At 66.0% G+C, this 25,603-nt stretch carries 24 protein-coding genes; 12 read left to right on the forward strand and 12 right to left on the reverse strand.

All coding sequences use genetic code 11. The annotated features are described in order from the left end of the window. Window positions 1–157: 157 nt before the first annotated feature. From ACFVJ3_RS22500 to ACFVJ3_RS22540, 9 genes are all read right to left on the reverse strand, one after another. On the reverse strand, window positions 158–481 hold the full coding sequence (locus tag ACFVJ3_RS22500) for a hypothetical protein (protein WP_378454136.1): 324 nt from the start codon (window positions 479–481) through the stop codon (window positions 158–160). Window positions 482–564: 83 nt separating this feature from the next. Next, entirely contained in the window at window positions 565–732 is a 168-nt protein-coding gene (locus ACFVJ3_RS22505; protein WP_378454137.1) for a hypothetical protein, read from the reverse strand. A gap of 50 nt (window positions 733–782) precedes the next feature. Continuing rightward, window positions 783–971 (reverse strand): hypothetical protein, encoded by a 189-nt coding sequence (locus tag ACFVJ3_RS22510; protein ID WP_378454138.1) that lies wholly within the window; start codon window positions 969–971, stop codon window positions 783–785. After that, complete coding sequence (locus ACFVJ3_RS22515) at window positions 968–1,522, reverse strand: DnaB-like helicase N-terminal domain-containing protein (RefSeq protein WP_378454139.1); 555 nt, start codon at window positions 1,520–1,522, stop codon at window positions 968–970. Before ACFVJ3_RS22515 ends, ACFVJ3_RS22510 begins: the two co-directional genes overlap by 4 nt. Before the next feature lie 34 nt (window positions 1,523–1,556). Further along, window positions 1,557–1,784, reverse strand: coding sequence for a glutaredoxin-like protein NrdH (nrdH, locus tag ACFVJ3_RS22520; protein ID WP_378454140.1), 228 nt, complete (start codon window positions 1,782–1,784; stop codon window positions 1,557–1,559). A 621-nt stretch (window positions 1,785–2,405) separates the two neighbouring features. Continuing rightward, a complete protein-coding gene (locus ACFVJ3_RS22525) occupies window positions 2,406–3,452 on the reverse strand; it encodes a hypothetical protein (protein WP_378454141.1) in 1,047 nt (348 codons plus the stop codon). 3 nt (window positions 3,453–3,455) lie between these two features. Continuing rightward, window positions 3,456–4,364, reverse strand: coding sequence for a thioesterase family protein (locus ACFVJ3_RS22530; RefSeq protein WP_378454142.1), 909 nt, complete (start codon window positions 4,362–4,364; stop codon window positions 3,456–3,458). 17 nt (window positions 4,365–4,381) lie between these two features. Then, complete coding sequence (locus tag ACFVJ3_RS22535) at window positions 4,382–5,917, reverse strand: 3-hydroxyacyl-CoA dehydrogenase (RefSeq protein ID WP_378454143.1); 1,536 nt, start codon at window positions 5,915–5,917, stop codon at window positions 4,382–4,384. A 59-nt stretch (window positions 5,918–5,976) separates the two neighbouring features. Further along, window positions 5,977–6,975, reverse strand: coding sequence for an Ldh family oxidoreductase (locus tag ACFVJ3_RS22540; RefSeq protein ID WP_378454144.1), 999 nt, complete (start codon window positions 6,973–6,975; stop codon window positions 5,977–5,979). Between the two features lie 185 nt (window positions 6,976–7,160). On the opposite strand from ACFVJ3_RS22540, the gene ACFVJ3_RS22545 reads away from it, so the two are divergent. The 11 genes from ACFVJ3_RS22545 (at window position 7,161) to ACFVJ3_RS22595 (ending at window position 21,484) form a co-directional block, all read left to right on the forward strand. Beyond that, the gene (locus ACFVJ3_RS22545; RefSeq protein ID WP_378454145.1) at window positions 7,161–7,673 is read left to right on the forward strand and encodes a MarR family winged helix-turn-helix transcriptional regulator; all 513 of its coding nucleotides are present in this window, start codon (window positions 7,161–7,163) and stop codon (window positions 7,671–7,673) included. A 180-nt stretch (window positions 7,674–7,853) separates the two neighbouring features. After that, window positions 7,854–9,218: an MFS transporter gene (locus tag ACFVJ3_RS22550; protein WP_378454146.1), complete on the forward strand. Its 1,365-nt coding sequence runs from the start codon at window positions 7,854–7,856 to the stop codon at window positions 9,216–9,218. A 35-nt stretch (window positions 9,219–9,253) separates the two neighbouring features. Further along, on the forward strand, window positions 9,254–10,015 hold the full coding sequence (locus ACFVJ3_RS22555) for a crotonase/enoyl-CoA hydratase family protein (protein WP_378454147.1): 762 nt from the start codon (window positions 9,254–9,256) through the stop codon (window positions 10,013–10,015). A 190-nt stretch (window positions 10,016–10,205) separates the two neighbouring features. Beyond that, window positions 10,206–11,231: an LLM class flavin-dependent oxidoreductase gene (locus ACFVJ3_RS22560; protein ID WP_378454148.1), complete on the forward strand. Its 1,026-nt coding sequence runs from the start codon at window positions 10,206–10,208 to the stop codon at window positions 11,229–11,231. A 288-nt stretch (window positions 11,232–11,519) separates the two neighbouring features. Next, window positions 11,520–13,133 carry an AMP-binding protein gene (locus tag ACFVJ3_RS22565; RefSeq protein WP_378454149.1) on the forward strand — a complete coding sequence of 538 codons (1,614 nt, stop codon included), beginning with the start codon at window positions 11,520–11,522 and terminating at the stop codon, window positions 13,131–13,133. A 65-nt stretch (window positions 13,134–13,198) separates the two neighbouring features. After that, entirely contained in the window at window positions 13,199–14,137 is a 939-nt protein-coding gene (locus ACFVJ3_RS22570; protein ID WP_378454150.1) for a pyruvate carboxyltransferase, read from the forward strand. After that, a complete protein-coding gene (locus ACFVJ3_RS22575; protein ID WP_378454151.1) occupies window positions 14,134–15,126 on the forward strand; it encodes a pyruvate carboxyltransferase in 993 nt (330 codons plus the stop codon). Before ACFVJ3_RS22570 ends, ACFVJ3_RS22575 begins: the two co-directional genes overlap by 4 nt. Window positions 15,127–16,230: 1,104 nt before the next feature. After that, window positions 16,231–17,886 (forward strand): DUF6923 family protein, encoded by a 1,656-nt coding sequence (locus tag ACFVJ3_RS22580; RefSeq protein ID WP_378454152.1) that lies wholly within the window; start codon window positions 16,231–16,233, stop codon window positions 17,884–17,886. 907 nt (window positions 17,887–18,793) lie between these two features. After that, complete coding sequence (locus tag ACFVJ3_RS22585; RefSeq protein WP_378454153.1) at window positions 18,794–20,044, forward strand: bifunctional 3,4-dihydroxy-2-butanone-4-phosphate synthase/GTP cyclohydrolase II; 1,251 nt, start codon at window positions 18,794–18,796, stop codon at window positions 20,042–20,044. 33 nt (window positions 20,045–20,077) lie between these two features. Continuing rightward, window positions 20,078–20,581: a flavin reductase family protein gene (locus tag ACFVJ3_RS22590; RefSeq protein ID WP_378454154.1), complete on the forward strand. Its 504-nt coding sequence runs from the start codon at window positions 20,078–20,080 to the stop codon at window positions 20,579–20,581. 42 nt (window positions 20,582–20,623) lie between these two features. Beyond that, window positions 20,624–21,484, forward strand: coding sequence for an LLM class F420-dependent oxidoreductase (locus ACFVJ3_RS22595; protein ID WP_378454155.1), 861 nt, complete (start codon window positions 20,624–20,626; stop codon window positions 21,482–21,484). A 439-nt stretch (window positions 21,485–21,923) separates the two neighbouring features. Here the strand turns inward: ACFVJ3_RS22595 and ACFVJ3_RS22600 are convergent, their stop codons facing one another. Both ACFVJ3_RS22600 and ACFVJ3_RS22605 read right to left on the reverse strand, forming a co-directional pair. After that, entirely contained in the window at window positions 21,924–22,160 is a 237-nt protein-coding gene (locus tag ACFVJ3_RS22600; RefSeq protein ID WP_378454156.1) for a toxin, read from the reverse strand. Continuing rightward, on the reverse strand, window positions 22,157–22,417 hold the full coding sequence (locus ACFVJ3_RS22605; protein WP_378454157.1) for a ribbon-helix-helix domain-containing protein: 261 nt from the start codon (window positions 22,415–22,417) through the stop codon (window positions 22,157–22,159). Before ACFVJ3_RS22605 ends, ACFVJ3_RS22600 begins: the two co-directional genes overlap by 4 nt. Before the next feature lie 210 nt (window positions 22,418–22,627). On the opposite strand from ACFVJ3_RS22605, the gene ACFVJ3_RS22610 reads away from it, so the two are divergent. Then, entirely contained in the window at window positions 22,628–23,590 is a 963-nt protein-coding gene (locus ACFVJ3_RS22610) for a recombinase family protein (protein WP_378454158.1), read from the forward strand. A gap of 3 nt (window positions 23,591–23,593) precedes the next feature. Here ACFVJ3_RS22610 and ACFVJ3_RS22615 read toward each other — a convergent pair whose 3' ends face one another. Then, the gene (locus ACFVJ3_RS22615) at window positions 23,594–25,603 is read right to left on the reverse strand and encodes a tyrosine-type recombinase/integrase (RefSeq protein ID WP_378454159.1); all 2,010 of its coding nucleotides are present in this window, start codon (window positions 25,601–25,603) and stop codon (window positions 23,594–23,596) included.

Below are 25,603 nucleotides of genomic sequence, written 5' to 3' on the forward strand. Positions count from 1 at the left end.
GATGATCAGGCGGTGGTCGCCCCATGCCGTGGCGACACGCCGAACAACATCATTACCAACTGCCCCGCGCGATGGCCGAGGTTAAACGACAAGCTTAGAGTGCGTTCCGGAACTGAGTGCGAGCCAGGTATGCCAGATTTGTTTTGTAGGCCCGGGTTTACCGCTGTGATGGCCACTTGACGATGGGGCGTGGTGCACGGTTTGTTCGGATGGGTGCGAGGTGGTGGAGGCCGGGGAGGCTGTAGGCGTTGAGTGCGAGTCGGGTGCGCCAGGTTTTGTGTTTGTATGCCCAGATCCAGTGTCCGAGTAACCATGCGGCGAATCCGGTAGCGAGGAGCGCGACCGAGAGGGGACCCGCGCCGGTGTATCCGATGCGGAGCAGTCCCTCGAAGATGATGAGGGCACCGATAAGCCGTGCGGTGATGGAGCCGAATGCCCAGATCAGTAGCGCCCCGATGGCGATGAGTGCTGCCACTGCCATGGGTGGACCTTTCTGCTGGGGCCGTGTGGTGACAGCATTCCCGAGGGGTCTGACACGCGGCTTCGGCGTGGGGCTCGGGCCGGTTACTCGATGGTGTGATCGTTGCCGTCGGTGGTGAGTGTGCGGAGGTAGTGCGCGCGCAGGAAGTTGTCGAGGATGGCGGTCCCAGCGGGGTCGAGGACGGCGGCTGGGCGGATCTCGGCGACCGCGGCCGCTGTCCGTCCTTGCAGGTCCTGGAGATCTCCGGTCACGGCAAGCGGATCCTTTCGTGGGCGTTGATAATCAGGTGCGTGTCAGAGCGTCAGAACAGGGTGATCTGGGATTCGGCGGCGGCGGTATCGGTGCGTTGCTGGTAGGCGGCAGCGAAGGCTTGGGCGGCTCCTTCGGTGCAGCCGATCTCGTGGGCGATCTGGGTCCAGGTGAATCCGGATTCGTGGAGTTGGAAGGCGTCGCGTTCGTCGTCGGGGTGGACGTGGTGGTCGAGGCTCATCGGGTGTCTCCTTTGATGGTGTTGCGGCGTTCGGTGAAGGTGCGTTGGCGGCGGCCGATTTCGCACATGTGCTCGTAGAGCTGGTCTTCGGGGAGTTGCTGTGCGGCTTGGGTGAGGGCGGTGGCGGCGGCGGCGAAGGAGCGTCGGTAGGCCTGACTGAAGACGGCGCGGGCGTAGTGGTCGACGGCGGTGTGTTCGGCGCCGAGGGTGGTGATGTTGGCGAGGTGGCGGGAGCGTTCGGATCCGTGGTGACCGGCGAGGTGACCGGACTGCTCGAGGGCGGCTCCGACCATGGCCGGGTTGTGGGGTGCGCCGCCGCGGAGCAGGCGGGTGATGAGGCGGAAGAACTCCCGGTGGGTGGTGCGTTCGAAGTCGGTGGTCTCGAGGATGTCGACGGCTCGGGTGGCGGCTGCGGCCGGTGCCCAGAGCAGGGCGCACAGGAACAGCGCTTCGACGTCGTTGTGCAGGTCATCTGCGTAATCTTCTGGCTGAATCGGGTCGACACCGGCAAGCTCGGGGGTGCCGGGGACGACGGAGAGTGCAGCGCTCATGCCGGTTCGATCCTTTCTCGCGGACATCGGGGTGTCAGGCTGCGGCGAGTGCCGCGATGCGGTCGGGGCGGAAGCCGGACCAGTGTTGGTCGCCGGCCACGACGACGGGCGCTTGGAGGTAGCCGAGTCCCATCACACGGTCGCGGGCGGAGGGGTTCTCAGTGAGGTCGACGATCGAATAGTCGACCCCCTCTTTGTCGAGGGCGCGGTAGGTGGCATTGCACTGAACGCAGTCCGGTTTGGCGTATACGGTGACCGTCACAATTTCCCCCTTCGCCGAATTTCTGATTGTGTTTATTTTATCGAATAATTGCGCCATTTCCAAGCCTTTCCCAGTTATTCGAAGAGAAAATTACAGGCCATTAATAGATATTGATACGCCATTCTTCCGCGATACGACGGCCCGCGATCAACCCAGGCGAGCAAACCGCTAAGCCCTCTCACCTGCCCGTACTTCCGCCCTCCCTTGCACTGGCGAAGGTTCTGGCGCGTCGCCGGAGCGTCAAGGTGAGCGGGGAAACTTTTCCGCGAAATAAGGGAGTGGACGACCGCGTGGAAAAGTTTCCGGGGAGCGGCCTTGATGCGGAGGCGTGGCGATAGAAAACTGAAAGAGAAAAGGGAAAAGGTGCCCGGATTGTTTTTCTTTTCGCTTCTCGGCGCTTTTTCTTTTTATCGGGGCACCTGCCGTTGGTGCGCCGGGCCCGCGGGCCGGCCGCGGTGGCGAGTGGTCCGCCTTCGGCCGCAGCCCGCGCCGCGTGTGGGCTGGGTGGGGTGGGGCTGGGTCTTCGGCGCGGGGTGCGGCCGACCGCGTGCGCGCGGTGACCCGGCTGGCCCCCCTGGCCGGGGCGAGGTGGGTTCTCGCCCTCGGCCAGTGGGGTTTTGGTCAGTCGATCTCGACGTCGTCGGGGGTGCGCTGTCCTGCGATGACTTCCTCGACCGGGGCAAGGGTGTGGCCGTGCTCGGTCAGGAAGGTCAGGTAGCGGTCGGCGCTTCGGGGGCGCGAGCGCCACGCGTCGTTGACCATTCGGGCTTCCAGTGCGGCGGCGACCAGCGCGAGGGTGATCACTTGGGCGCGGTTATCGGTGGCCGTGTCGAGCAGTGTGAGCACGCCGCTGCCGATGTTGAAGTCGGTGAAGCCGAGCAGCTCGGGAACCAGGGTGCTGGCGTTGTACTCGGAGAGCAGTCCGGAGTCGGCGGCGAGGGTTGCGGCGATGAAGGTGGCGGTGCCCTTCGGGGCGGTCTTGCGTGCCAGCAGTGTGGTGCGCAGGAAGTCGCGGCGGACGGTGGTCGCGGCGGCGGCCTGCTTGTTCAGCTCCCGCACCTGGCGGCGTTCCTTACGCTGGCGTTCATTGGACTCGGCTTCCATCCGCAGGGCTGCGGCAGCGTCGTCCTCGGTGCCTTCACCCTCGGTGGCGGTTCGGGCGGCTGCGAGTACCGGTGAGAGCGCCACTGCGGCACCGTCGAGGTCGAGGCACACGTACTCCGGTGTCCAGACCTGGCGGGTTTGCACCGTGTTCGCGTGCCGGTGCCCCTCGTACGGGGTGGCGTCGGGGTGGTTCTCGGTGGACCAATCCACCTCCTCGCCGTCGACTTCCTCGCCGCTCTCGGTGTCGAAGTAGCGTTCGTCCTTGCTCAGCCACACCGCCCACCGGGCCGGGTCGGTCTCGGTGTGGGCGGCGGTGACCTCGCCGCCGTCGTCTACGGTGACCAGGTCCGCGAGCAGGACATCCGTTCCGTACTGGGGTTCTTCGGCAAGGATCGTGTATCCCCTGTCGAGATAGGGCTGGGCGGCGGCGGCGCGTTCGGCCTTCTCCGCGCGGTCGTCGAACAGCCGCTGCGCGATGTAGCGGAACTGATACCGGCCAGCGGTCATCAGCTTGTCGACGGCCTCGGTATCCCCCTCCGTCTCGATTATGTGGACAATCCTCACAAGTCAATTGGCTGACAATGAACGCGGCCCGTCAGGATCCGCGTACACCGAAGTGCCAGGTTTCGGGTGTTCTTTGCGGGATGCGCGAGTGCACTTTGGGCGTTGTGACGCGAAGTCGATTTGGCGCCCCTCGTTGGCTAGTGCGCTGACTGTGCATGTCCCGACAGGTCCGTGGCGGTCGAACATGGTCGCTGTTCCGACAGAGATACCGTCGGCGCTGAGGTGATTGTCCGATTCGAGCCCGATCTCCGCCCCATCGGGTAGTCGGGCTAAGGCAAGGGTGAGGTCGGCGTTGATGTATCCGACGCCGGCGGTGCCCCAGTTCGTCATCAGGTTGGTGGCGTCGCCGACGATGGCGGCGCGGATGAAAGGTGTGAGCTCCTCGCCCGCGACGATGTTGCTTGGGCGTTGCCACATCCGCTTTCTGCTGGGCCCCTGGTGTTCGGTCCGGTCCGTGGACCATCCGGCTGGGTGGTCATCGCTGCCGAACCATGCCGATCCTGGAGGAACGGAAAGGTCATCGACGAGGTGCGGCGGGGGTGATCCGGGAAGTCCGGGACGTTGCCACACTGTCCCGGGTGGCGGGCAGGAGCGCTTCAGCAGCACGACCGATCCGCGGGCCACCGTTTCACCGTCCTGGAGAAGTTCGGCATCGGCCACCCGAATTCGGTTGCCCTCCCGGACGCTGGTGGTCACCACGGTCAGCGGTCTGTTTCGCACGGGCCGACAGAGATCCACGGTCAGGCGGGCCGGATGAAATCCTGCCGCGCTGTGCGCCGTCTCGAGTGCCCGCGCTGTAAGGCCGGTCACCGCGGGCCCGGTGATCATGTCGGCGGACCAACCGCCCCTCGCGGTCGGTAGGGGCAGAAACTCCAGGCCGGTGGCGGTGAAGAACGCGTGTTCGTCGCTCATCGACTCCGCTGGACGTGTCATCCGGTCATGCCGGCGTGTGCGTGGGGGATGTCCACAGGCAGCCTGGTGCCATGTTCGCGCAGGGACATACCGAGTTCAGTTCGTGCGCGGAGCCATCCGCTGGCGCGGTACCGCGGGTCGCCGGTGTAGGAGAGCAACCCGTCGAGGATCCGCACGATCAGGTCGGGGCCGAGTCGGTCGCCCCATTCGAGGGGGCCGCGGGGATAGCCGAGACCGAGACGGGCACCCCCATCGATGTCGGCGGGCGAGCCGATTCCGTGTTCGGCGAGCGCGCAGGAGATGTTGATGATGGCGGCGAGCAAACGCTGCGCCACCGGTGCGGGCCCGTCGGCGGTCACGGTGATCGGGCGGCCCAGCGCGGCCAGGGTTTTCAGCGCCGCCTGACCGGCCGCCGGATCGAGAGTGGCGGGGACGACGACGGTGAGCCGCGGTCCGGACACGGTCAGCGGGTCGATGCCCACGGCTCGGGCCGGGTCGAGTCCCGCGCGAAGGATGGTGCGGTGTGCGGGCTCACCGAGAGGGAAGACGATCGAGACGGCGTCCGGTTCGGCGGTATCGGTGACGGTGATCCCGACCGAGCGCAGGGTGTCGGTGAACGAGATGTTGCCGTGCACGTGTACCGGCACCGCCGCGGGGTTCGCGGCGGGTAACTCCTCGTCGGGGACGGCTTGGGTACCGCCGGAGTAGTGGTAGAACCCGGCGCCGGTCTTGCGGCCGAGCAACCCGGCGATTACCCGCGAGGCGGTCAGGGGCGAGGGCCGCAGGCGTGGATCTCCGTAGAATCCGGCGGAGACGATCTCCATCACCGGGTGGGAGACGTCGAGGCCGGTCAGGTCCATCAGCTCGAACGGCCCCATCTTCAGCCCGAGGGTGTCGCGGGCGATGCGGTCGATGTCGACCTCGGAGGCGACCTGCTCGGACAGCAGGGCGAGTGCCTCGGTCGGCAGTCCCCGGCCGAGGTGGTTGACCAGGAATCCCGGGGTGTCCCGGGCCACGATCGGAGTGTGGCCGAGCGTGTCGACGAACCCGACGGCCTCCTCGACAACTCCTGGATCGGTTCGTAGACCCGGGATCACTTCGACCAAGGGCATCAGCGGCACCGGATTGAAGAAGTGCAGCCCCACGAGCCGGCCGGGATTCTGCAGACCGGCGCCGATGGTGGTGATCGGAATCGAGCTGGTGTTCGATGCCAGAAGGGCATGAGGTGCGGCGGTTTCCATCTCGGCAAGCAGCCGTTGCTTGACCTCGAGGTTCTCCACGACCGCCTCGATGACCAGGTCGAGACCGTGATCGGGGATGGTGGGACCGGCACCGGCACGCAGCCGCGACACCGCAGCCTCCGTGTCGGCGACGGAGCGTTGACCCTTCTCCGCCGATCGGCGAATCATCCTGGCCACGAAATCCAGCGCCGTGGTGACCGCCTCGTCGGAGACATCGGTGATCTCGACGCTGATCCCGGCGACAGCGGCGACCTGGGCGATGCCTCGGCCCATGGCGCCCGCACCGACGACCCGAATCCGGTTGATAGACAAGTGTGTTGTCCTTTCGTGGCGGTGACTTGTGATGATGACGACGGCGGTAGAATCGCCGCTCAGGCCGAGGCGCTCACGCCGGAGATCCGGGTGAGGGCGTCGACGACCTGATCGGGTACCTCGATAGCGTCCGCGGCGATGCGCCGGGTCCGTTCTGCGACTGAGCGGTCGAACGGCACCCGGACCGGGGCCTGGGGCTCAAGCGGGTTGGTCGAGCGAACACTGTCGGTGAAGTCGGTGACCTTTTGCCGGAAGTCTTCGGTCGAACCGAGGATGGCGGGGTCGACCACGACGGCGAAGAATCCGCAGTCGGTCAGGCCCTGGGGTTTGGCCGCCTGGCCGCCGAGGATGCCGAGCAGTTGGACCATCATCGCCAGCCCCGAGCCCTTGTGGCCACCCCAGACGGTGAATGCGCCGTCGAGAGCGGCATTGGGATCGCGGGTCGGCTGGCCGGCCGTGTCGAACGCGCGGCCCTCGGGCAGTTCGGTGCCGAGCCGCCCTGCCAGCATGACCTCGCCGAGCATGATGCTCGACGTGCCGATGTCCCAGATCACCGGGTGGGACTGGGTGGGGAATCCGAATGCGATGGGGTTCGTGCTGAACCGGGGCTCGGTTCCGCCGTGCGGGGCGACCTTCGGGCCACCGCTTCCGGCGATCATTCCGACCAGTCCGGCGCGGGTGATTTTTTCCAGGTAGTACGAGAACATGCCCGTGTACCAGGTTTTCGACGCGCCGACCACGGCCACGCCGGTGGCGGCGGCCTTCTCGATTGCGATCTCCGTGGCGCGCCGCGCCACCAGGTAGCCGACCTGGTTCCCGCCGTCGAGGGTCGCCGAGACGGGTGTCTCCCGGACGATCTCGATGGGTCGGCGAGTCGGCTGAGTCAACTGGATGTGTTCGGTCACGGACAGCGCCCGGGGAAGGCCGCCGAAGGAGAGTCCGCGCAATTCGCAGTCGATCAGGTGATCGGCGATGATCGCCGCTTCGGCGCGGGTGTGCCCGACCGCGGTCATCGCGGCCTCGGCGAGCGATCGCGCGTTATCGACGGAAAGAATCATTGCGGTATCTCCTAGTCCGGGTCACATCACGTGCGCGTGGGATGGCGGGCGTGTGGCGACCACCGATGGATGTAAGCCTGCTGCATTACATCAGCATGCTTACATAATCGTCAACAGCGTGTCGGTGAAACCGCCCGAGCGCGAGGTGTGGACCTGGTGTGGGTCCGAGCGCCTACTCTGTAGCCGTGACTACCACCGACCCGGCCGGAAGCCGTGACACCACCGCCGCGACGCTGCCACCACTCGAGCCCGCCAGCCTGGTCATCGATGCCGTGTCACGCCTGCAGCGCTCGGTGCATCAGATCGGCACGATGCGGTTGGCGCCGTGGAATCTGACCCTGGCCAGCTACGCCGCACTCCGGATCATGGCAGATCAGCCGAACCTGTCCCTGATTCAATTGTCCCGACGGGCGTTCGTCCGGCCGCAGACGATGACGCGGATGGTCACTCAGCTCGAGAAGCGCGGCTACGTCGAACGCCACCAACGCCCGGAGAACGAGCGCGCACTGTCGCTGCATGTCACCGAGGCCGGGCGGGAAGCGCTGGCCGAGATGGGGACGCGGGTGAACAAGATCAACTCGACGTTCACCGATCTGTTCGACGCCGAGCAGATCGAGCAGCTGAACACGATGTTGCGTCAGTGCGCCCATGCGGTCGAGTCCGAGATCAAGGAGTTCTCCGGCGACGACGTGCTGTAACGCGGGCGCGGTCGCTCCGTGTGACCCGTCGATGGAGCGGATGTGTGGTTGACATCACGTACGCATGCTGATTAGTGTAAGCATGCGTACATAGCAGCTACCCGGATGATCGGGCCCGAAAACGATCGTGGCGCCGAATCCCGGGTGGATCACATTCCTCCCCTCCTCGAAGGGACCACCATGTCCGAAGCCGCTCTGCAGACCTCGGCGCACGCGCCATTGAACTCGTCCGGACCCTCCTATTCCCGGTTTCGGGCGTGGGGCCTGACGCTGGTGCTCTCCGCTCTTTACGTCATCACCTATGCGGACAAGATGCTGCTCGGCCTGGTCGCCCGGCCTCTCCAGGAAGACCTGGGCCTGACCTCGTCCCAGATCGGATTGGCCGGCAGCGCGTTCTTCCTCGCGTACATCATCGGCGGCATGGCGACCGGGCTGCTCAACAAGTGGCTGGCGCTGCGCTGGTCGTTGATCCTGATGTCGTTGGCGTGGGCGGTGTGCATGTTGCCGATGGTCTTCGCCGCCAGCTTCGCCGTGCTGCTGGCCAGCCGGTTCCTCCTCGGCCTGTCCGAGGGGCCGGGTGCCTCACTCATCTTCACCGCGGTCTATACCTGGCATCCGATGGAAAAGCGTTCTTTCCCTGGGGCTTTCATCACCTCCGCGGGCTCGTTCGCGAAGCTGCTCATCGTCCCGGGCCTCACCTTGGCGATTGTGCACTGGGGTTGGCACACCGGATTCCTCATCCTCGCGGGTATCGGTGTCGCGTGGTGCGTGCTGTGGCTGCTGACCTGGACCGAGGGCCCGTACAGTGAGTCCAAGGCGGCCGCCGCATCCAAGGGCGTGACTGCCGACGACATCGAGGCCGGCGCGGTTCCGACGGTGCCGTGGCTGCGCATCTTCCGGACCCCGACGTTTATCGCCGCCACCGGCGCGGTTATCGCGATGAACGCGGTGCTCTCCGTCGCGCTGACGTTCATTCCCTCGTATTTCGAAGCGGGTCTGGGCTATTCCCGCGTTCAGGCGGGCACCTTGTTCGTCCTGCCCAGCGTCGGCGCTCTCCTCGCGCTGTTCCTGGTGACACCGGTCAGCGACTTCCTGATGAGCCGTGGCTACAGCTCGCGGGCGCTGCGCGGCGTGCTGCCCGGCATCGCACTGCTGCTGTGCGGCCTCTGCCTCGTCTCGGTGCCGTATCTCGGCGCTCCCGGTCTCGTCGTCGCGGTGGTGTCCATCGGTTACGGCTTCGGCACTGTCATCTATCCGCAGCTCAGTGGCGCGATCTCGCAGATCTGCCCGCAGCGTCAGCTCGCCGGCGCCTTGGGGGTCTTCTTCGCACTCATGTCCCTCGGCGGAGTGTTCGCGCCGTTCATCACCGGCGAGATCGTCGACGCCGCCGCCTCACCCGCCGCCGGTTACGCCCAGGCGTTCCAGGTCTTTGGCCTCGTCTCGATCGCCGGCGCCGCCCTCGCCCTGCTCGCGATCAACCCGGAACGCGACGCGCTCCGCGTCCTTGGGCCGCAGGACGCGCCGACCGAGTCGGCATCACAGTGAGCCGGCCGTCCATGCGCAATGCGGAAGAGGCCAGAGTGAGTGAGGTACTGACCGAGTCCGACCACGGAATCTTCGTCATCACCCTCAATCGCCCCGACGCCAAGAATGCGGTCAATCTCGCACTGGCGAAGGCGCTGGCGGTCGCGATCGACGAATTCGAATCCCGACCGGACCTGACCGTCGCAATCCTCACCGGTGCCGGTGGAACATTCTGCGCAGGAATGGATCTCAAAGGCTTCGCGCGAGGAGAACGGCCCACAATTGCCGGTCGCGGCTTCGCCGGTCTCACCGAGGCGCCGCCGTCCAAGCCGCTGATCGCCGCGGTGGAGGGGTGGGCGCTGGCCGGCGGGTGCGAGCTGGCGCTGTCTGCCGATCTGATCGTCGCAGCCAGGGACGCGAAGTTCGGTATCCCCGAGGTCACCCGCGGGCTGGTGGCCCGCGGCGGCGGTCTGCTGCGGCTGCCGAAGATCCTGCCCTACCAGCTCGCCATGGAAATGGCCCTGACCGGCGACCCGCTGCCCGCCGAGGCCGCCCACCGCCACGGCCTCGTCAACCGCCTCACCGACCCGGGCGGCGCCCTGGCCGCCGCCCGCGAGCTGGCGGGCCGGATCGCCGGCAATGCCCCGCTGGCGATCCGCGCGACCAAGCAGGTCGTCGCGATGTCCGCCCGCTATACCGACGCCGATGACTTTGCTGCCCAGAAGCAGTACACGGAACCGGTTTTCGCGTCGAAGGACGCACAGGAGGGTGCCCGCGCCTTCGCCGAGAGGCGCGCCCCGGTGTGGCGCGGGCAATGAGACGAACGATTGATTGACAGCGTGTAAGCATGCTGTCATAATTGACAGCATGCTTACATGCCTTCTGTGGTCGTGACGCATACGAAGTGGGAGTTGACTCGCGAGGCAGGCCCCGCGGGCGACATTCCGGCCTTCCCGCGGCACCGGCCGCCGGTGATCGGTTCGACGAAATACCTCGAGGAGAGACCTGATGGTTCAGATATTCAGTGTGGCCAACGCAATGCCGTTCAACGAGGCCGCCGTCGACAAACTCGAGAAGAGCACCCGCGAACTGGACGGCTCGCAGGCACTGGACCGGGTGCTGGTCGGCTACTCCTCGATCTGGCCGCACAACCACGCCTACGCCCCGTACATGCTGGCCAATTCCGAGCGGCTCGGACTGATTGTCGCGCACCGCCCGGGAGTGATGGACCCGGCCGCCGCGGCCCGGTACTTCTCCACCCTCGACGTCGTCTCCCGCGGCCGGATCGCGATCAACATGGTCAGCGGCGGCTCCGAGAAGGACCTGCACCGCGAGGGGGACTACACCGAGAAGACCGCCCGCTACGAACGCGCCATCGAGTACCTCGACGTGATGCGGCAGGCCTGGGCGGACCCCGAAGCATTCGATCACGACGGCAAGTACTACAAGGAAGAACGAGTCAAGCAGCTCGTCCGCCCGGTAAACGGGCAGGTCCCGATCTACATGGGCGGCGAAAGCGACGAGGCCATCGACTTCGGTGCCCGCCACGCCGACCTCTACATGCTCTGGGGTGAACCCCTCGCCGGCACCCGGGAACGGATTCAACGGGTGCAGGCGGCGGCGACAACCTACGGCCGCGCCCCGCAGTTCTCGCTGAGCCTGCGGCTGTTCCTCGGCGAGACGGACGATCTGGCCTGGGAAGCGGCCCGCCGCGCGGAGAACGAGATCCTCGAGGCCCAGGGCACCCACACCTTTCTGCGCTCGTCGAGCACCGACGCCTCCGTCGGCCGCGAACGTCAGCTCGCCTACGCCCAGGAGGAACTGCACGACGACTGCTTCTGGGCCCGCCTGGTCTCTCTCCTCGGCGGATTCGCGAACTCCGCGGCCCTGGTCGGCACCCCCGACCGAATCATGAAATCCCTGCGGCAGTACCGCGACCTCGGGGTGGGCGCCTTCCTGCTGACCACCGGCACCGAACCAAAGTGGACCCCCGAACTCGACGACTTCCTCGCACGGGTCAAGCGCGAACTCTGAAGCCGCGTCCGATCGCGGGGTTCCGGACACGTGGTCGACGAACCTGCGCGGACACCCGGCGAGAAGCACGCCTGACCCGACCCGGGTGCAGCGTCACCGGCCACCGCATCCTTCTCCGGCAACCCATGTCGGCGCGATGATGGTCCTTGACCCGTGACGGCAGCACCACACGACTGACCTAAACATGCTTCTGACGACGAGCATGCTGCCCTGATGTTTCCTGTCACCACAGGGTGACAACGGTCGACGACCGTGGCCGGTCCGGCCCGCACATGGAGGAAAGTAACAATGAGCACACACGACCTTCGGGATCTCGGCGGCGGAACCGCGTCCGGTCTGCTGGCCGCCCGAGCCAGTCAAATTCCCGACAAGACCGCACTGGTCTTCGAGGGAACGGAACTGAGCTACCGCGAGCTCGATGACGCTGCTACCAGCTTGGCCCGTGGACTACTCGCGATCGGATTGCAGCCCGGGGACGCAGTCAGCGTCTTCCTGTCCAACCGGCCCGAATTCCTCATCGCGCTCTTCGGTCTCGGACGGGCCGGCCTGCAGTATGTGCCGATCAATACCGCCTACAAGGGCTCGTTCCTCGAGTTCGCACTCGAGCACTCCGAATCCCGGGCGATCATCACCGAGCGGCTAATGACCGGCCCCCTCGCCGATCTGGAAAATCTGCCTGCGTCCGTGACCAACCTCATCTACCTCGACGGACAGCCGGACCGGCTTCCCGCCGGCGATGTCGCGACCTACGCTTGGGACGACATCCACACCAAGGGGCAAGTCACGGTGGACCTCCCGATGGTCGCACCCGGAGATCTCACCAGCCTCAGTTTCACCTCCGGCACCACCGGCCGCAGCAAGGGGGTGCTCAGTCCGGCGCTGAAGGGGGTGGTCATGGCCCGCGAGGCCGCCGTCGCGATGGGCACGACGACCCGGGACCGTCTCTACACCTGCCTGCCGATGTTCCACGGTGCGGCCACCATCACCTGCAGCATGCACGCGATCTATGCGGGGGCAACGATCTGTCTGTCGCCGCGGTTCTCCGCCAGCCGGTTCTGGGATGAGATCCGGGAGACCGGGGCTACCGAGTTCTTCGCCCTCGGCTCGATCCTGCCGATGCTGCTCGCGCAGCCACCGTCACCGCGCGATCGCGACCATGCGGTCGAGCGGGTCTTCGCCGCCCCGGCCCCGGCGGACGTGCTCTACCGTTTCGAGGAACGGTTCGGGGTGCACATCGTCGAGGGTTACGGCTCCACCGAGGCCAAGAACTTCCTGTACAACCCGCTCCGCGGTCGCCGGGTCGGCTCGCTCGGCAAGCCCACCGCCACCTCGATCGTCGAGATCCACGACGAGCTGGGCCGCTCGGTCTCGCCGGGTGAGGTGGGGGAGATCGTGTATCGGCCGACGATGGCGAACATCATGTTCGCCGGCTATTTCAAGGACCCGGAGGCGACGCTGGCCGGGATGGCCGATCTGTGGTGGCACACCGGCGATCTCGGCTACGTCGACGAGGACGGGTTCTTCTACTTCGTCGACCGCAAGAAGGACGCGTTGCGCCGGCGCGGGGAAAACATCTCCTCCCACGAAGTCGAATCCGCCGTCGGTCAATTCCCCGGCATCAAGGAAGTGGCCGCGGTCGCGGTGCGTTCGGAACTCGGCGAGGACGAGGTCAAGGTTGTGCTGGAGGTGGACGACCCGGCCACCATCGACTTCGAGGTGCTCTACCGGCACTGCGATGCGCAGTTGCCGCACTTCATGGTTCCGCGGTACTTCGAGCTCACCACCACCCTTCCCCGCACCCCCACCGGGAAACTGCGGAAGGTGGCGCTGCGTGAGGACGGCCTCACCGCCGGAACCTGGGACGCCGACGCCGCCGGCATGCGCCCGACCCGCAACCTCTGAGCTTCCCCGACCCACCTACCCGGCGGCGGCCCACACCGTTTTCGCCAGTGCAGGAGCACCCTGAGATGAACACTGTCCGCATCCGGGACGTCGCCCCCCGGTTGACCTTTCAGGCCCAACCGGCCACCACCGAACAGAAGGTGGAATTGGTCGATCGGCTCACCGCCGCCGGGATCACCGCGGTGGAGGTGTCTTCGTTCGTGCGCCCCGATCTGGTTCCCGGGCTGGCCGACGCCGCCGAAGTCTTCGCCCGGGTGCAGCGCCCCGCGGGGGTTTCCCTCGAATGCTGCATCGGCAACCAGAGCGGTCTGGTCCGAGCGGTCGACGCCGGCGCCCACAAGGCCTGGTTCCTGCTGTCGGCGGACGAGGAATTCTCCCGCAACAACACCGGCCGCTCGATCGACGAATCACTGGCCGTCCTCGAGCGGCTGCGGGCCGAGGCCGACGGCACCGGCACCACCGTGGGCACGTACCTGATCTTCGCCTGGGGCGGCCCACTGGGCACCCCCAGGCGCCCCGAAGATCTCGAACCCCTGCTGCGGAGGCTGCGCGAAATTGGGGTCGACGACTGGATTCTCGCGGACTCCTGCGGGTACGCGAGCCCGGTGCAGATACGGGAGACCGTGGCGTTCGCCGCCGAGATCAATGCGATGGACAAGCTGACCGTGCAGGTCCACGACAGCCGCGGCATGGGGGTGGCGAACGTGGCGGAGCTGGCGCGGATGGGACTGCGCAACATCGACACCTCCCTCGCCGGCGCCGGCGGGCACCCCGCCGTGCCCGGTGCGCGGGCCGGCGGGGTCTGCACCGAGGACGCCGTGCAACTGCTCGAACGCTCCGACGTCGCCACCGGGGTGGACCTGCGCGCTCTCATCGACGCGGCGAACTGGTTCGACGAAATCCTTGGCGGCGGCGAAGGCGGGTTCGTCCGCCGCACCGGTGCGGTGCCCCGCACAGCCGCCGACGTCGACCCGCAGCGCGGCGAATTCGCGTGGTCCCGGTGACCGGGCCGAGCACCGCGCCCGTCACTGAGGCGACACCGGCGGTGCGAGTGCGCGACGTCGCGCCCCGATTCGCGTTCCAGTCCGCGGACGCGACCACCGAGCAGAAGATCGAGCTCGTCGACCGACTGATCACTGCCGGTGTTCCGGCGATCGAGGTGTCCTCGTTCGTCCGGCCCGACCTCGTGCCCCGCCTCGCCGACGCCGACACAGTGTTCGCACGGGTGCAACGCCGCCCGGGAGTCTCGCTCGAGTGCTGCGTCGGCAACCTCACCGGGCTGCGCCGCGCGATCGACGCCGGCGCCCACAAGGCGTGGTTTCTGCTCTCGGTCGACGAAGCCTTTTCGGTGAACAACACCGGCCGGACCATCGAGCAGGCACTGTCCACCCTCGAACAGATGTCGGCGGTGGCCGGCACCGCTGACATCACCCTCGGCACCTATCTGATCGGGGCCTTCGGCGGGCCGGCCGGACTGCCCCGCACATGGCACGATGTCGCGCCGCTCGCGCGGCGGCTGCAGGCGATCGGGGTGGACGACTGGATTCTCGCCGATTCGTTCGGGTATGCGGCGCCGCCGCAGATCCAGGCAATGGTGGAAGCCGCGACCGAGATCACGGAGCTGGGACGGCTCACCGTCCACATTCACGACCACCGAGGCATGGGGGTTGCCGGTATCGCCGAACTCGCCCGCCTCGGAGTCACGAACATCGACACCGCCCTCGGCGGCGCCGGGGGGCACCCGGCCCGTCCGGCCGCCCGCGGCGGCGGGGTCTGCACCGAGGACGCGGCGGCGATGCTCGAGCTCATGGGTATCCCCACCGGCCTCGATCTTCCCGCGCTGGTCGAGGCCGCCACCTGGCTCGCCGAGGTCGTCGGGGTGCGCAGCCCGGGATTTCTCCGCCACACCGGGCCCGTGCCGCGGTCTGCGGAGGATCGCCGCCGTGATCGTCCCGCGTTCGCGTGGCCGACGAGCACCTCGTCGGCACCCTGACCGCACACCGCAACTGCACACAGACCGCACGCCACAACTGCACACAGACCGTTCCGGCGCCGGCCGCTCCTCGGGTGAGAACCACCCGACGAGTGGCCGGTGCTGTTCGCGGGGTCCCCGTGGCAAGCGGAGAGCCGTTGACATCGCGTAACCATGCTTACATGAAAGGTCCAGAGGATGAGAGAGGCCACCGCGACGAGAGACCTGGCACCAAAAGCACTAGCGCTCTGCGCTGTTCAGGCCGTCGGCGGTGGCATTCGTAGTACTCCTCGGGGCGAGCTACGAAATGTGCCGACGCGGTCGCCAGGACCGGGCGCGAGGGATCGTCGAGCAGCATTTCCGCCGTAACCCCCAGGTTCGCTCCTCGCGCTCGACTACTCGCGCGATGATCCACAGTGGTCTCGACACCGGGACCGGGCGCCGATAGCGGACCTCCAGGTCGCGCCTGACCACACCGCGGGTTCTCGCGCGGAACCGCGACGGCCAAGGCGTCGTCAAGGATCGCGGTCTTTCGCCTCGAACGAGCAATCAGCAGAATCGGCAACAAGCGTCTCGAGCGGTGGAACCTCTCACTGTCCGAATATGCCGCCTTTGAAGATGTCGGCCCGCTGCGCCTTTCGCCTCGGTGAGACACCGTAAGCATGCTTGCATAGTACTCGAATGCTGATATAGCGTAAGCATGCTGATAGTCGTCCGGGACACAGCTCGGGACCGCGCCTCGGCGTGTCACATGCGGCTCGTTGTCCTCCGCGCGAGGCCGCTTCCGATTTCTCGAGGAGAACGGTGAACACAATTCCGTCATCAACTTCCGCGCTGGACGAATCCCCGACCCTACGGCGAGTCACGCTTGCCGCGATGGTCGGCGCTTTACCTCGGCCAGCTTCTGGTCAACATCACGGCAATCCGAACGCGCCCGCCTTCCTACTGATGTTCGGTGCCACTCTCAGCGCTGTCACCGCCCTGTGGGTGCGCAAACGACTCAGCGTCGAACCCCCCCCCCACTATGCGCCCCGATTTCATCCTCGAGACCAAGTCGGCACAGGGGAAGCGAGCGCCGCTGCACTGCACTCGGTAAGCAGAAGACCTTTATCGAGGGGAGAGATTATGCATAGAGTTGGAAAATTTCAGGTGAGGCGAATCCGCCTGTTCAACGTTGCAATCTGCGGAATCCTAGCGGCGACGATCACCGGGTGCAATAACGCGGCGACCGGCGCCGACGTCGCTCCTACCGGGCTGTGGAAGCAGGAGACACTCGTTCCGGGATCGCCCTTTCACACTGTCAACGGACTCACGCTTGACCAAAATGGTGACATTCTGATCGCCAGTATCGCGAGTGAGACGATCTTTCGATTCGATCCGGATTCAAAAAGGGTGCAGACCGAAGTCGCCGGGCGGGATGGTCGTTCCGATGATCTCACCGTGTCGTCCTCCGGCAATCTGTTCTGGACGGACCCACGGTCAGGCGTTGTACGGACCAGGAGCGACGACGGTGCGGTCACAGTCATCGCCGAGGACTTGCCAGGTGTGAACTCGATAGCGTTCTCCCCCGAGGGGCGACTATTCGTGGGGCAAACGTCCTCCGGCGACTCATTCTGGGAGATCGATCCAGAAGGTCACCAACCACCACGACGTGTCGCAGCGGATACCGGAGGCGTCAACGCATTCGCGTTCGGCATGGACGGCAAGATCTATGGTCCGATAGCCCACGACGGAACGATAGTGCGTATGGACCCCGACACCGGCGCGACAGAAGTCGTGGCCGGCGGCATGAAACTTCCGGTCTCAGTGCGCTGGGGACCCGACAATCACCTGTACGCATTGGCGGGAGAGACCGGCGAGCTTCTGGAGATCGACCCACATACGGGAGCCACCAAACTAGTCGCGCAAGTAGCAGCACCGGTCGACAACATGGTTATCACCGATACTGGTACGGCCTACGTCACGAACATGGCTGACAATGCGGTCATCGCAGTGGATATCGCGAGGGGCGTTGCCACAAGTCTTACGCACGGGGAACTTGCCTTCCCGAAGGACATCGCATTGGCGTCGGTGGACGGTCGCGATGTCCTCTATATCGCCGACAGCACTGCCATGCGCAGCGTCGACACCGGCACAGGACAAGTCATCGATCTCGCCCGGCGTATGACGTCTGCACTCCAGTTTCCATCAGGAATCGGTGTCGATTCCCAGCATGTTTACCTTGTCAGCGAAAACACTGGATCCGTCCAGGTCGTGGATAAGAGCACAGGTGAATTCACGAAGAAGGTGGAAGGTTTCGACCATCCCTCGGATGTTATAGGGCTCTCGGACGGAAGCTTGCTCGTTGGGGAAGGAAACAGCGGCCGAATTGTTCGAGTCCTGGGCGAGGACCGAACAGTGGTTGCAGACGGTCTTACCACGCCGACCTCGTTGGTACGCGCCGATAATGACAGCGTGTACTTCGCGGAGAGCACAGCCGGACGGATTCTGAAGCTCGAAACGAATTCTGGTTCCCTCACAGAGATCGCCGATGACTTCGACACCATCAGATCCATCGACGTCTTGCCGGATGGACGACTCGCGGTGTTGGAAGCCGATAGCGGCGACCTGTGGCTCCTGGATCCTGAAACGGGAGACGTCGTCACCATAGCGTCGAATCTTCCCATTGGATATCTCCAAGAACCATATGCCCGTTCTGGCGGTATCGCGGCGGGTAGCGACGGGGCGGTCTACGTGGCAGCAGACCAGGAGAACGCGATAATCAAACTGACTGAAAGATGAGGAAGCTTCCACCGAGGTCGATTGGCGAACCAATTCGTACTTCTGCTGACCCGGATGACCAATCCCACCAGCTTAGTATTGCGGTTCACTTCTACTCGCGTTCAGCGTATTTCAACGCATCCCGGCGCCCGGTGGCCACGGAGTATGACACCGGCGAAGTCGACGAGCCGTGCAGACGCGTTCGGCTTCGAGCACCCGGACAAGGCAGTACTGCCCTTACATGACTCCTCTTCGATCACCAGCAAGGCCGGTCAGTGGTTGTGTCAGCGGTCACGAAATTCCGACTTATCTTCGTGTCATCGGTCCGTGGTCGGGTTAGCTGCCCGTAGCGTCGTTCCATTCCTGTCACCCGCGTTGGGTTGACCCTCCTGGGGTGTGTCCACCGCTCCCGGTGCGTTCGCGGAGTGACTGAATGGAGGTGACCACAAGCTGCTGTGAGAGGTGCTTGAAGTCGGATTGTCCTCCGCGGATTCCCCAATCCGAGCAGAGAAGGGAACCGCCTTCCATGATCGTGATCGGAATTGATCCCCACAAGTCCAGCCACACCGCCACCGCGGTCGACTCGGCCACCAACACCGACCTCGGGCTCGATCCGCATCGACGCCACACTCACCGGCTACAACACGCTGATCGCGTGGGCGAAGGCCTGGCCCACGCACAAGTGGGCGATCGAGAACGCCGAGGGACTCGTTCGCGTGGCCGGCGAGCACCTCGTCGGCACCCTGACCGCACACCACAACTGCACACAGACCGTTCCGGCACCGGCCGCTCCTCGGGTGAGAACCACCCGGCGAGTGGCCGGTGCTGTTCGCGGGTCCCCATGCAACGAGTAGCCGTTGACACGATGTAAGCCTGCTGGCTAATATAAGCATGCTTACACAGTAGGTTCAGAGGATGAGAGGCCACCGTGACGAGATTCGACAGCATCGATCGCGCGATCGCGGACATCGCGGCAGGCAAGGCCGTCGTCGTGGTCGACGACGAAAATCGTGAGAACGAAGGCGATCTGGTCTTCGCCGCCGAGAAGGCCACCACGGAGCTGCTGGCCTTCATGGTGCGCCACACCTCCGGATTCGTGTGTGTCCCACTGACCGGCGAGGATTGCGACCGCCTGGCCCTGCCGCCGATGTGCACCATCAATCAGGACAAGCACGGCACCGCGTACACCGTGACGGTCGATGCGACAGCGGGCATCGGAACCGGCATCTCCGCCGCCGACCGCGCCACCACCATCCGGGTCCTGGCCGACCGCGACAGCGGCGCGCACGACCTCACGCGGCCCGGTCACGTGGTCCCGCTCCGTGCCCGCGACGGCGGAGTCCTCGCCCGTGCCGGCCACACCGAGGCCGCCGTCGACCTCGCCCGCCTCGCGGGCCTGCGTCCGTCCGGGGTGATCTGCGAAATCGTCAGCCGCACCGAGCCCGGTGCGATGGCCCGCGCCGACGAGCTGCGCGCGTTCGCCGACGAACACCGGCTGGCGATGATCGCGATCGCCGACCTGATCGCCTGGCGGCGCCGGAACGACCACCCCCTGGACCGGACCGCCGAGGCCCGCATCCCGACCCGCCACGGCGAGTTCACCGCGATCACCTACCGGTCCACCACCGAGGCCAGCGAGCACCTGGCCCTGGTGATGGGTGACGTCACCGACCGCACCACCCCGGTGCTGGTTCGGGTCCACTCGGAATGCCTGACCGGCGACATCCTCGGATCGCTGCGCTGCGACTGCGGTGAGCAACTCGATCAGGCACTGGCCCGAATCGGCGCCGAAGGCCGCGGAATCCTGGTGTACCTGCGCGGCCACGAGGGCCGCGGTATAGGGCTGACCGCCAAGCTCCGCGCCTACTCCTTGCAGGACCAGGGCATGGATACCGTCGACGCGAACCTCGCCCAAGGGCTTCCCGTCGATGCCCGGTCCTACACCGCTGCAGCGCATATCCTGCGCGACCTCGACGTCCGGGGCATCCGGTTGCTCACCAACAATCCCGACAAATGCGGGCAACTCACCGATGCCGGTGCCGTGATCACCCGCCGCGAAGCCCTGCTCACCGCACCGACCGTGGACAACACCGTGTACCTGCACACCAAGCGCACCCGCCTGGACCACCACCTGGCCACCACCGCACCGCTCCCCGAATCCCTCGCCGCCTCGAACTGAAGCCCCCTCGGCCTCCAAAGGAAGGACACCGCCATGACTACAGTCGCCGCCCCCACCGACCCGGCCGCCCTGCGCACCGTCTTCGCGAACATTCCCCAGACCGTCATCGCCCTGTGTGGTCTCGGCGACGACGGGCGCCCCCGCGGTCTCGCCGCCAGTTCGTTCACCACCGTCTCGCTCGACCCCCCGATCGTCTCGGTCGCCATGGCCCACACCTCGACCACCTGGCCCGCCCTGCGCGAGATCGCCCGGCTCGGGGTCAGCGTCCTCGCCGAAGGCCAGGACCTGGTGTGCCGTGCGTTGTCCGCCCGGGGCACCGACCGCTTCGCCGACGTCCAGTGGCGCGCTGGAACCGATGGTGCAGTGCTGCTCGACGACGCCGTCGCCACGATGGAATGCACCATCATCGGCGACATCCCGGCAGGCGATCACCAGATCGTGCTGCTGCGCATCGAAACCCTCGCCGCCGACCCCACCCGAAACCCACTCGTCTTCCACGGCAGCACGTTCCGCACACTCGCGCCGATCGGCGCATAAGGCCCGAGCACCGCCCCTCCCCACCATCAAGGAGCCCCACGCATGAGTCTGACCGCGACACCGGTCAAGCTAGGAACCTTCGGCGTCTGGGTGCGCCACACCGACATCACCGGGGCCTTCGCCGCCGAGATCGAACGACTCGGCTACGGCACCCTGTGGATCGGCGGATCACCCGCGGACGATCTGGTAACGGCCGAGACCGCACTCGCGGCCACCTCTCACCTCGCCGTCGCGACCGGCATCGTCAACATCTGGAGCACCGACGCCGACCGGCTGGCGCAGTCGTATCACCGTCTCGACACCGCCTACCCCGGCCGATTCCTGCTCGGGATCGGCGCCGGCCACCGTGAGGTCAACGGGAACGGTGCGGTCAAGCCGTACCAAGGGTTGGTTAACTACCTCGACACTCTCGACGAGAATGCCGTCCCCGCCGAACGCCGGGTTCTCGCCGCACTCGGGCCCCGCGTGCTCGCACTCGCAGCGGACCGCACCGCCGGAGCCCACCCCTACCTCGTCACTCCGGACCACACCCGATCGGCCCGGGACACACTCGGCGACGGCCCGCTGCTCGCCCCCGAACATAAAATCGCCGTCGGCACGGACCGCGACCACACCCTCACCCTCGGCCGAAAGGGCCTGAAAACCTACCTGAACCTGCGAATGAAAAACTATCTCAACAACTTCCGGAGACTCGGGTTCACCGACTCCGACTTCGGCGACGGAGGCAGTGAAGCACTGATCGACGCCCTCGTCGCCCAAGGGACACCGCAGACCATCGCCACCCAACTTCGTGAACATCTCGACGCGGGGGCCGACCATGTAGCAATCCAACCCCTCGCGCGCACCGCAGACCTGTTGCCCACACTTACTCAACTCGCCCCAGCGCTCGACTTCCCACGTTGACAGTTCGATTGAGACCGCGGCACTCACAGCGATAGGGGAGAACCTGAACGGCGGCTCATTACCTTGAAAAATGAGACGCGACCCGGACCGTATCCGGATCCTATAAAAACCCTGGTCGAGGCGTCTCACAAGTTAATTCCACAATTGCGTGTCACAACCTTCGTGCAGACCTGACTTTCAGTACGCCCCTGGAGATGGATTTGGGGTACGCACGGATAACGACGCCCAAACAGGAACTCGCGCGGCCAGATCGACGCGCTCACCAAAGTTGGGATCAACCCCCGGCGAACGTCTACGCGGACAGAAAGTCCGGGGGCCACCACTGAACGTCCCGAACTGCAGCTACGTTCGAACGGGCGATGTGATCGTGGTGCACACTCCGGCGGCCGCACCGTCCGCCTCTAGGGGGAGGCTCTCGCACCGGGCCGAGCGGCGATCGCTACAAGAGGTCGAAGTACTGTGAGCGAGCCTTCATGGCATGAATGAGCAGCTCGGTCCCACTGTCGAAGCGCAGGACAACCAGTTCCAGGAGCCGACCGTTCGGGTCGAAACCCAGCCGGAACTCGCGCGCGGGGTTGTCGTCGTCCAGACCAGCGGTATACACGTGATGCTCTGCCGCGTAGATGCCATCGTTTTCGCTGATCCCGTGTTTGAGCGCGGATTTATGCGCCTTCACGCGACCCGGGTCCAGGCACGCACCGCTTCTCGAATCGCCTCGGAGCGGGAAACATGCTCCTGCTCGGCACGTGCGTTCAATGCCTCCAACAACGCCTCGTCCATCCGTACCGGCACCACCGCGCCGGGGCCGGCCCCCACGGTCGGTCGGCCGCGTTTGCGCAACTTTTCGACGTCGTAACCGGCCTCGGCCTCGTCTGCCCACTTCTGGATCATCCCGTCCGTGACGGGTACTCCGTTGATCGTCTCCTCAGCCATACCCATTATCGTAATACGAAAATAGAGTTTGGGCCACGATCGCCAACCAGACCCCCAGGGGCGGTCGATCCGATACCTGCCGCTCGGCGTTCTTGCGGTCCATCGGGCCCGTCCCGAATACCAACAAAAAGCCCAGCTAACAGCTCGAAAATTCGTCCTATATTCCGTGTCACAACATCGTACAGACCTAACTTTCGGTACTCTCGTGACATGGAGTTGGGGTACGCCCGGGTGTCGACGAGCAAGCAGGACCTGACGCGGCAGATCGACGCGCTCCGCAAGGCAGGGGTCGACCAGGCGAACATCTACGTGGACAAGAAGTCCGGGGCCACCACCGAACGTCCCGGATTACAGGCGCTGCTGGGCTACGCCCGCAAGGGCGACGTGATCGTGGTGCACACCCTCGACCGGCTCGGCCGCACCGTCCGCGACACCCTCAACCTGATCCACGACTTGCACCAGCGCGGCATCGGATTCCGAAACCTGGCCGATCCGATCCGGATCGACTCGACGAACCCGGACGACCCGATGGGCCAGTTGGCGGTGGTGCTACTGGCCCTGTTCGGGCAGATGGAACGCACCTACGCGGTCGAGCGGGCCGCCCACGCCCGCACCGTGGCCACCGAGAAGGGACGACGCACCGGCCGACCCAGCGTGGTCACCGACGCCCAACTCGCCTACGCCACCCAACTCCGGGACGGCGGCGCCACCATCGCCGAGATCACCGACAAGACCGGACTGACCCGCTCGACCCTCTACCGCCATCTCCCGTCTCGTCCGCCGGAGACGCTCACCGCCGACATCCCGCAACCCGAGGACACGAAGACCCCGACACCCGTCACGGCGCCTTCGTCCCCGGCGGCCGGACCGTCGTCCTGTCCGACCTGCGGATACGAGCCCGCCACCCGCCGGGACCTCATTCCGCACCGCGCCGATCTCGCGACCATCTGGTTGCACCTCGGCGATCGCGGCGAGCTGCGCGAGGCCCGGCACTGCGCCCACTGTCAGCCCCACGACCACGTCCTGGTGGTCAGCTGCTCCCGGTGCGGGGACGGTCCGCTGGTCACCGGCACCGATTCCGGCACCGACGAAATCCCGGCGGCGGTGCGGGACTGGCTCGCGCAACAGGACTGGGTAGTGGAGTCGGACCTGTTGTGCCCCAACCATTCCTGAACCTCAGCGGGTTTCGCCGTCGTCGAGGTCGTCGAGCAGGTGCTGCAGCCGCCGGCAGGTCGCTTCGTGCCGTTCGACTTCCCGGTCCCAGCCGCGGGCGCGGGCGTCATCGATCAGGACCTGCTCGGTCGCCAGGCGCGCCCGGATCCGCGGCGCGTACTCGCTGGTGGTGAGAAACTTCGGGCAGGTCAGGACCAGGTCGCACTCGCACGGACCCTCGGCGGGCAGCCGCAGGCAGTGCCCCAGTTCGAGTTCGGTCTTGAGGAAGTTCGTCTTCAGCCAGTCCACGGTCTTGTCGTCGAGAGCGTCGTGCAGGAGGGCGTCGGCGGCCGGGCCGGCGATCCGGTGCCCGTCGGCGAGGGCCGTCTCGTACTGGCGCCGGATCTCGGGATCGGAGATGCGGCTGTAAATCATCGACATCGTGGCACTGCGATGTCCGAGTATCGCCATGATCGTCTGAATCCGGGCGCCGCCCTCGGCGAGCTGGGTGCCGAGGGTGTGCCGAAACCGGTGCGCGCTGACGGTCGGGGATCCTCGATCGTCGACCAGTCCCGTTGCCGCGCAGACGGTGCGGAACGCCTCGTCGAAGAGGGTGGTGACCGAGAGCAGCTTGCCGCGCCGAACGAACACGTAATCGACCCGGCGGCCGGTGACCTCGTCGATCCGGGCGATCGAGCGTTGCGCCCGGGCCAGGCCGATGGCAAGCTCTAGCGCCGTGGCCGCGTCCGGGTGCAACGGGACGATCCGTTCGGTGCGGCCTTTGCCGACCGGGATCCGCAGCCGTGGATGCCCGCCCGGATAGGTGTCGAGGCAATCCCAGGTCAGTCGGCGAATCTCGTCGCGGCGGGCGCCGGACCACCGCAGCAACAACAGCGCGGCCCGTTGTAGCGGATCGGCCAGGTCGTCGACCGCGGTCATGATCGCGTCGAGTTCGTGTTGCGGAAGATACCGGGGAATCGACTCCGGACGCCGCGGTGTGTCACGAGAGGTCAGCAACGGTCGCCCTGGCACCTCCGCCCATCCCCAGACCGCGGTGTCGCGGCAGAACCCGGCGATCGCGTTGAGTTCGTGCTTGACCGTGGTCGTCGCCAGCGGTAGACCGGTGTGTTGGCTCGGACAGGTCGGCAGCCACCGCATGTACTCCTCGACGATGGCGCGATCGACCTGGGCGAAACTGTTGACCTGCGGGTGATTTTCGCCGAGCCAGTTGACGAACCGGCGCAGAGCCTGCCGGGCGTTGTGCACTGTCTGCGGGCGATCGAGCTTGGCGTCGAGCCGCAGTTGTAGGTATCGCTCGATGACCGTCCTGATTTTGGGCGGGCACGGTTCGGGGAGCAGTCGGTCGGTCCAGTTTTCGATCGTTCGCGTGCCGATGCGTGGCGCTGCCGTGACCTGGCCGACGTTGTACAGCAGCACGTGGGTGGCGTGCAGGTTCGCGAGGTGATTGCGGAGGAACCCGCGGTTGGCGTCCGGATCATCGTGAAACTGGCCGTTCGCGAACAGGGTCCGGCGCAGAACATTGAAATCGTCGCGTGCGGCGAAGTCGCGGATGGCTGACCCGAATGCGAACAGATCGGCGGCGGTGATCGCGGTCATGTCGGGGTCGCCGCGGTGGAGCATGACCCGGCCCAGGCACCACGTCAGACTGTTCCGGGCCTTGGCCGGGGAGTGGCCCAGTTCGGTCAGTCGCGCGACCCACTGCTCGAACAATAGGAGATCGACGCCGAGGCCGGTGCTGCCACTGCGCCGGTCCAGCAGACGTGCGTACTTTCTGCCGAGAAGGAAGTCGAAGTCCAGGCCAACCCCTTGCACCATGGACAGATACACCAGATATCCGCTGGCGCGATGCGAGTCGGTGCGCCCGTTCGATCGCATGCCCTCGCCGACAAATCCCAAGCGCACCGGCAGTGGCTGCTCGAACCACGCCTCGAGGTTCGGCCATCGCTCGACGAACCGCCGATAGGCACCCATCCGCTCCCACCGGGCCGGCACGTGGGGAACGTGCGCGTCCAC

This window comes from Rhodococcus sp. NPDC127593 (assembly GCF_042671975.1).
Taxonomy (GTDB): domain Bacteria; phylum Actinomycetota; class Actinomycetes; order Mycobacteriales; family Mycobacteriaceae; genus Rhodococcus_F.

What these genes read in the sequence shown, in the direction of transcription:
- ACFVJ3_RS22500 (WP_378454136.1), bottom strand. Translation starts at nt 481, where the DNA reads ATGGCAGTGGCAGCACTCATCGCCATCGGGGCGCTACTGATCTGGGCA.
- ACFVJ3_RS22510 (WP_378454138.1), bottom strand. Translation starts at nt 971, where the DNA reads ATGAGCCTCGACCACCACGTCCACCCCGACGACGAACGCGACGCCTTC.
- ACFVJ3_RS22515 (WP_378454139.1), bottom strand. Translation starts at nt 1,522, where the DNA reads ATGAGCGCTGCACTCTCCGTCGTCCCCGGCACCCCCGAGCTTGCCGGT.
- ACFVJ3_RS22530 (WP_378454142.1), bottom strand. Translation starts at nt 4,364, where the DNA reads ATGAGCGACGAACACGCGTTCTTCACCGCCACCGGCCTGGAGTTTCTG.
- ACFVJ3_RS22540 (WP_378454144.1), bottom strand. Translation starts at nt 6,975, where the DNA reads ATGATTCTTTCCGTCGATAACGCGCGATCGCTCGCCGAGGCCGCGATG.
- ACFVJ3_RS22550 (WP_378454146.1), top strand. Translation starts at nt 7,854, where the DNA reads ATGTCCGAAGCCGCTCTGCAGACCTCGGCGCACGCGCCATTGAACTCG.
- ACFVJ3_RS22560 (WP_378454148.1), top strand. Translation starts at nt 10,206, where the DNA reads ATGGTTCAGATATTCAGTGTGGCCAACGCAATGCCGTTCAACGAGGCC.
- ACFVJ3_RS22565 (WP_378454149.1), top strand. Translation starts at nt 11,520, where the DNA reads ATGAGCACACACGACCTTCGGGATCTCGGCGGCGGAACCGCGTCCGGT.
- ACFVJ3_RS22570 (WP_378454150.1), top strand. Translation starts at nt 13,199, where the DNA reads ATGAACACTGTCCGCATCCGGGACGTCGCCCCCCGGTTGACCTTTCAG.
- ACFVJ3_RS22580 (WP_378454152.1), top strand. Translation starts at nt 16,231, where the DNA reads ATGCATAGAGTTGGAAAATTTCAGGTGAGGCGAATCCGCCTGTTCAAC.
- ACFVJ3_RS22590 (WP_378454154.1), top strand. Translation starts at nt 20,078, where the DNA reads ATGACTACAGTCGCCGCCCCCACCGACCCGGCCGCCCTGCGCACCGTC.
- ACFVJ3_RS22595 (WP_378454155.1), top strand. Translation starts at nt 20,624, where the DNA reads ATGAGTCTGACCGCGACACCGGTCAAGCTAGGAACCTTCGGCGTCTGG.
- ACFVJ3_RS22605 (WP_378454157.1), bottom strand. Translation starts at nt 22,417, where the DNA reads ATGGCTGAGGAGACGATCAACGGAGTACCCGTCACGGACGGGATGATC.
- ACFVJ3_RS22610 (WP_378454158.1), top strand. Translation starts at nt 22,628, where the DNA reads ATGGAGTTGGGGTACGCCCGGGTGTCGACGAGCAAGCAGGACCTGACG.